Origin of the sequence: Lentzea kristufekii (assembly GCF_033949925.1) — a bacterium.
Classification (GTDB): Bacteria; Actinomycetota; Actinomycetes; order Mycobacteriales; family Pseudonocardiaceae; genus Lentzea; species Lentzea kristufekii.
Genome location: NZ_JAXAVV010000102.1, coordinates 1 through 392, shown reverse-complemented (window position 1 = coordinate 392; position 392 = coordinate 1). Strand labels below are relative to the sequence as shown.

At 70.4% G+C, this 392-nt stretch carries 1 pseudogene; it reads right to left on the bottom strand.

The window, feature by feature from the left end:
• Window positions 1–392: pseudogene (locus SK571_RS46265) on the bottom strand (hypothetical protein); the annotation flags it as partial.

Below are 392 nucleotides of genomic sequence, written 5' to 3'. Positions count from 1 at the left end.
ACACGCAGGTCTCCAGGATCGTGCGAGCGACCAGCGGCGCCGGTCCGGGCAGCCGTAACGCCTTGCGCCGCTGGAGATACTCGGTCAGCACCACAACGAGACCCGAGCGGCCCTGGCCGAACCAGACCTCGGCCAGCTCCGGCAACTCGGGGGCGCAGCGGTCGACCAGCTTGATGCTGACCCGGTGCCGGGACAGCGTGTCGTACAGGTTCGTGATGATCTCGCTCAGCTCCACGGCGAGCGGGCCACGTCGTCGTTTCGACAACGCCTCGACCAGTCGCAGCTGCTCGACCTCGCCCCGCAGCCGCTCGGCCACCATCGCGGCCAGCTCGCCTTTCGCCGGGGCACAGACCGGCAGGTCGGCCACCTCGGGCAGCGGCTCCACCCCGTCA